This window comes from Halalkalibacter alkalisediminis, from assembly GCF_028610705.1.
In the GTDB taxonomy this organism is placed as follows: domain Bacteria; phylum Bacillota; class Bacilli; order Bacillales; family Bacillaceae_D; genus Halalkalibacter; species Halalkalibacter alkalisediminis.
In genome coordinates this window covers 1-4,765 of sequence record NZ_JAQQWT010000077.1, presented here as the reverse complement: position 1 = coordinate 4,765, position 4,765 = coordinate 1, and the positions used below count along the sequence as shown (strand labels likewise).

Genomic DNA, 4,765 nt, shown 5'->3' with positions numbered 1-4,765 from the left:
TCTTCATAGACACCCTCCTTTTTACCAAAATACATTATATTTTCCATAATATAATAACACAAATAAGTAATTAGTATCTTCTTAAAGAATACTGCCCTTTAGTTTAACATTAATTTCCTTTTCTTTGATATACAAAAAGCGCTCCTGTCTTATTACAGGAACGCTCCCGTTACTTTAAGTAAAACTAATAATAACTTTCTACAATCTCTCCTTGTTTGCCATATCCAATTACATTTTCAATTTCTGTTTGGAACATTTCAATACTAGTTGTTATAGATGTTGGATACTCAGTTATGAATGTATTGTTTTTTGCAATAATTTCCTGTTGTTCTCCATTTTTATATTGAATAATAAACTTTTCTATCTCATGTTCATCTGTTTTAATAGCACCATGAATTATTTTACCTACACCTTCAAAATAATTTGCTTGAACAAAAAAAGGTAAGCCATTGTCCGAACTGAACGTAATCCCAACACTTTGTTTATTATCATATCTGTATCTTCCATTCTCATAATAGTAAACACCTAAAATATGTTGGTCATTGTCTAAATAATATACTAATTGTCTTTCTTCATCTTGATTCACAACTTCTATTGGCGTTTTCCATTCACTCTGTACTGCTTCTTCCAGTGATTCATAACTTCTATTGCACCCTGACAAGATAAATAAAATGAGAATAGATATTGTTATCTTTTTCATGAAATCCCCCCTATTTTCAGTCAAATCACTCTTGCACTAAACTGCCCTTTAGTTTAACATCATCTTCCAATAAGTGGGTATTTAAAAAACGAGCTACATCCTTACAGCCCGTAATTTTACTAACACATCAGTTAGTTGATTATCAACGTTTTATCTGCAACTTTATAACATCGTGTTTATCTTTGAAGTTAATAGTGATTTTATATTCATCTTCTTCATGTGTTTCAAAATTAACAGTACCAACTAAAAAAGAGATAGCATTACCCTCAATTTTCGTTTCCATATCTCCAACATTACCTGTAATCAAACCATCTCTCCCTTCAAATTCAATGTCAATATTATCAATTTCATCCTGTGATAGCTCAAAACCTTTAGCTTCGATTTCAACCCAATTTATCTTTTTCTCTTCATACAATCCTGAATTGTATATGTAACTAACATTCCAATATTCTCCTTCCCCATAAAAGATTACTTCATCGGAAATAACCGTTTGTGTCGTTGAAGAACAAGCTGTCAAAATAACAATAAGTAAAATACCAAACAATACTCTCAACTTCATTTTTATACCACCCTTTTGTTAATAGCTTCCTCCATAATAAAAACATCCTTCTTGCACTATCCTGCCATTATCTACAGTATTCCCGACAAAAGATTGATAGAATGCACCTTTTATCTTTGTGTACATGAATGCCAAGATAGGTGGAAAAGGACTTGACGTGGAGCCTCTGTGGGCATGATTGGTCTTGAAAGGCTGTAGCCGTTGTTTCATCAGGCAACCAAGCCTATCATGCCCACCCCTCCACGTAAAGTCCTATCTTTGTAAACGTTGAAAACTATAAATACTTACTGTAGATAATCCTTCTACAAAGATAGAAAACTGGCATTTATGGTAACTTTACTTACGTTGAATACGGTGGAAAATCATACTGTAGATAAGCTCCCGTTAATTTAAGTGTAATAATTCACAAGTAATTAAGTTTACTTTAAAGAATTCCTCCGTTTGTGATTCTCAAGCACTTACTTTTCCTCTAACAATCTGAATACTTATAATTAGTATCCAGAACATGAAAAGTAGTCCAACTACTTCATTGAAATTATGCATATTCTGCTTTCCTTGCATTAGAAAGAACCATGAAAGTAAATACCCCAAAACTTGCAAAAATCCTGTCAAATAACCTAGCATACTTAGTTTTTTTGTCTTTTCTAAAATATATAGACCCATTGAATGTAATATAAGCCAAGTAGATAACAATAAATTAGCAATTATGTAAATACTCACAGATAATCCACCCTCAAGCATAGACCATTCATATAATAAAGTTGCGAATTGACGTGTGTAAATATCTTCACTTGAATTATATAATTTAAAAGCATATTCAACAGTTGTAGCTTGAATCATCAGTGATAAACCATACAAAGCAAAACCTAAAGAACCAGTAATTAAACCAATTGTGTTTGCTAAACTAAAATTTTTCATTTTTTTCAAACTGATAAATAGTCCAATAGGTAGAACGATTGAGAACAACATTATTAGCGCCTTACTACCGTGGTCCATGCCTAAATATCCAGGGAATTCACTATAATAAGCGATTCCTGTTTCGGCTAATGTTTCACCTTCAGTATAGCCGACGGGATTAGAAATACTAAAGACTATATTTATAATCATCCAGACTATTATAATAGAAACATGTAATATACCTATCCAACCAATTACTTTCAATTTAAATTCACTCCCAATGTCGCACGTATTATCTAGATTTTTAAAGAACCTAGGGTAGAAACTTCTGCCCTTTAGTACAAGAAGCGATTGCCCTTATTGAGCAATCGTTAGCAATAGGTAAGCGTTTGAAGTGATCTCCAGCTTTTCCCCTGCTCCACACGGAACGTGACAGTTTCCCGTCATTCCGCGCTCCATCTAGCGATCTGTACTAGACTATAAGTTCCTCGTTACCCTTAGACAAGTTGGTTTCTCTAGCCTTCCTGCTAAAAGCTCGCACTGTGGAAATCCCCACGTTCCTACCCGATCGGCGCGATGAACGCTTGGAAAATAATCATTCCATTTCACTAGACTTGGGGCTGTTCCTCCACTCCCATTACAGAAGATTCTACGGTCATACCCCTACCCTCACAAGGATGAATGCTTTTCAGCTCGTGCCTTATAACAAACGTTTTGGGTGACAGCCCTTGATCCAACGTTCCTTGCTTTCCAAGTACCTTACAACGTAGCTATACATTCTAGACGTAGGTGCTTCCTGTAAGCCTGTGAGCTGGATACCGCCTTTGTTCGGTATAGTGTCTTTCAGAGGGTGCATTTTTACTAAACACCACTCACCCCATCGTTGGATGGCACATAGGCTTTCCCTATGTTCTAACTTTAGACCCGTACATTCGGAAGTTCGTCAGTTCCTTTCTGCGGAACATTCTCACCCTATCTAGTTTTTCAGCCATGCGGCATATCGGTTGGCATACCTTCTCCATTGAAGTGGCTCTAGCCTTCTTTCTGCCGAATCTACCTGTGCTTCACACCCCATGACCTGTCAGTCAAGACGCATGCAGGAGTATTGATGGGATAGTTTCTGAAAACATGGTTTCATCATTCCTATCCTCCGTTGTAAAGTTGAAGCTTAAATCTAATAAACTTCCTGTCTTTCACGCTGAATAGCGCTTATAACAGAACTTGTCGCGCGCACCCGTTACTTCAATAACTTTCGTAGCTGAAATATAGAATTATTGAAGAAATATTACTTAATTTGATTTTGCTATCAATTTTTTAATCGAACTTGCTGGAAAAAATATCACAAAAACAATTAAACCAATATATAGAGGGTATTTTAAAACATCATTAGTCGTTATCCCTAATAAATTAGGAACACCAAGCATTATTAATATAACTCCAATTATGAACAGAGTGAATTTGATTATTTTCCACATATAAATACCCCTATCTTCTAAACTTTCCTAAAACTAATATGATTTTTAATTCTTCTTCCACAATACTGCCTCGTTAACACAATAAACAATAGGAGCCGCCGCATCGACAACTATTGTGTTTTTTTAGAAAACACTTTACTCATTGCATGTTGGTGAGGAACACCTGATGAATTACAATCAAAAATGACTTCAGGACAGCTCTCTATTAACCAATCGTGGTAATGGGATAGTAACTCTCCAGACTTCCACTCAAATGCGTTCGGTTCATTTTCAGGTGGCGGTGCTATAAAAGGTTTTTGAACAAACACATTAAAAAAGTGCATACCGTCTTTGTTTGTGTAACTCTTATAATTATCAAATATTTCTCTACGGAATTTGGGGTTAATGTAATGTAATACGCCACTTGAAAACAAGATATCAAATTGTGTATTTAATCTAAAATCTGTAATATCAGCCTTAAAAACTTTCACATTAACTCCAACCATATCTGCAAGTCTCTTTGTTTTTTCAATCCCAGCATCTGAAATATCAAATGCCGTTACATCATAACCATTTCTTGCAAAAAATACAGCATCTTTCCCTTCGCCACAGCCTATGTCTAACAATTTCAGATGTTTAGTAGGTGGCATAAGTTCAAGAACCTTATAGCAATCTTTATTAGGCTTTAAACCCCAATAATATTCTTGTGTTGCATATTCTTCTTCGTAAATAGTAACTCGTTTGTCGTATGATATATATCCTAACAATTTATCTACACTTACCTCTAAAACTTTAGAAACCTCAGGAAGCAATGTAATATCAGGCATAGCTTGTTCATTTTCCCACTTAGAAACTGCTTGATACGAAATTTTGAGTTTTTGCGCAAGTCCTTCCTGAGTTAATCCTTTTTCCTTTCTATATCTGTTTATATTTTTTGCAAATGTTTCTCTCATATAATCACGCTCCTTAATAAAGCAATTCTAATGCTTTATAGAACGAACAAACAATAACTTTTAAATTGATTTTTTTAGATTTTCAACTATCAGTTGAGTTACTAAATTTTATTAGTTCAACTTTTCTGCCCTTTACTTTAAGTACAATCCTTCACAATCTCTAATTATCTTAACATAAATATCCAATTTAACTGCCAAGTCT

Annotated in this window: 4 protein-coding genes; all 4 read right to left on the bottom strand. The window is 34.5% G+C overall.

Annotated features, from left to right (window positions below; all coding sequences use genetic code 11):
* Nucleotides 1-184: 184 nt before the first annotated feature.
* The gene (locus tag PQ474_RS25530; protein WP_273848390.1) at nucleotides 185-700 is read right to left on the bottom strand and encodes a membrane lipoprotein lipid attachment site-containing protein; all 516 of its coding nucleotides are present in this window, start codon (nucleotides 698-700) and stop codon (nucleotides 185-187) included.
* 142 nt (nucleotides 701-842) lie between these two features.
* Nucleotides 843-1,259, bottom strand: coding sequence for a hypothetical protein (locus PQ474_RS25525; protein WP_273848389.1), 417 nt, complete (start codon nucleotides 1,257-1,259; stop codon nucleotides 843-845).
* A gap of 450 nt (nucleotides 1,260-1,709) precedes the next feature.
* Nucleotides 1,710-2,420, bottom strand: coding sequence for a hypothetical protein (locus PQ474_RS25520; RefSeq protein WP_273848388.1), 711 nt, complete (start codon nucleotides 2,418-2,420; stop codon nucleotides 1,710-1,712).
* Between the two features lie 1,321 nt (nucleotides 2,421-3,741).
* Nucleotides 3,742-4,563 (bottom strand): methyltransferase domain-containing protein, encoded by an 822-nt coding sequence (locus tag PQ474_RS25515; RefSeq protein WP_273848387.1) that lies wholly within the window; start codon nucleotides 4,561-4,563, stop codon nucleotides 3,742-3,744.
* Nucleotides 4,564-4,765: the final 202 nt, after the last annotated feature.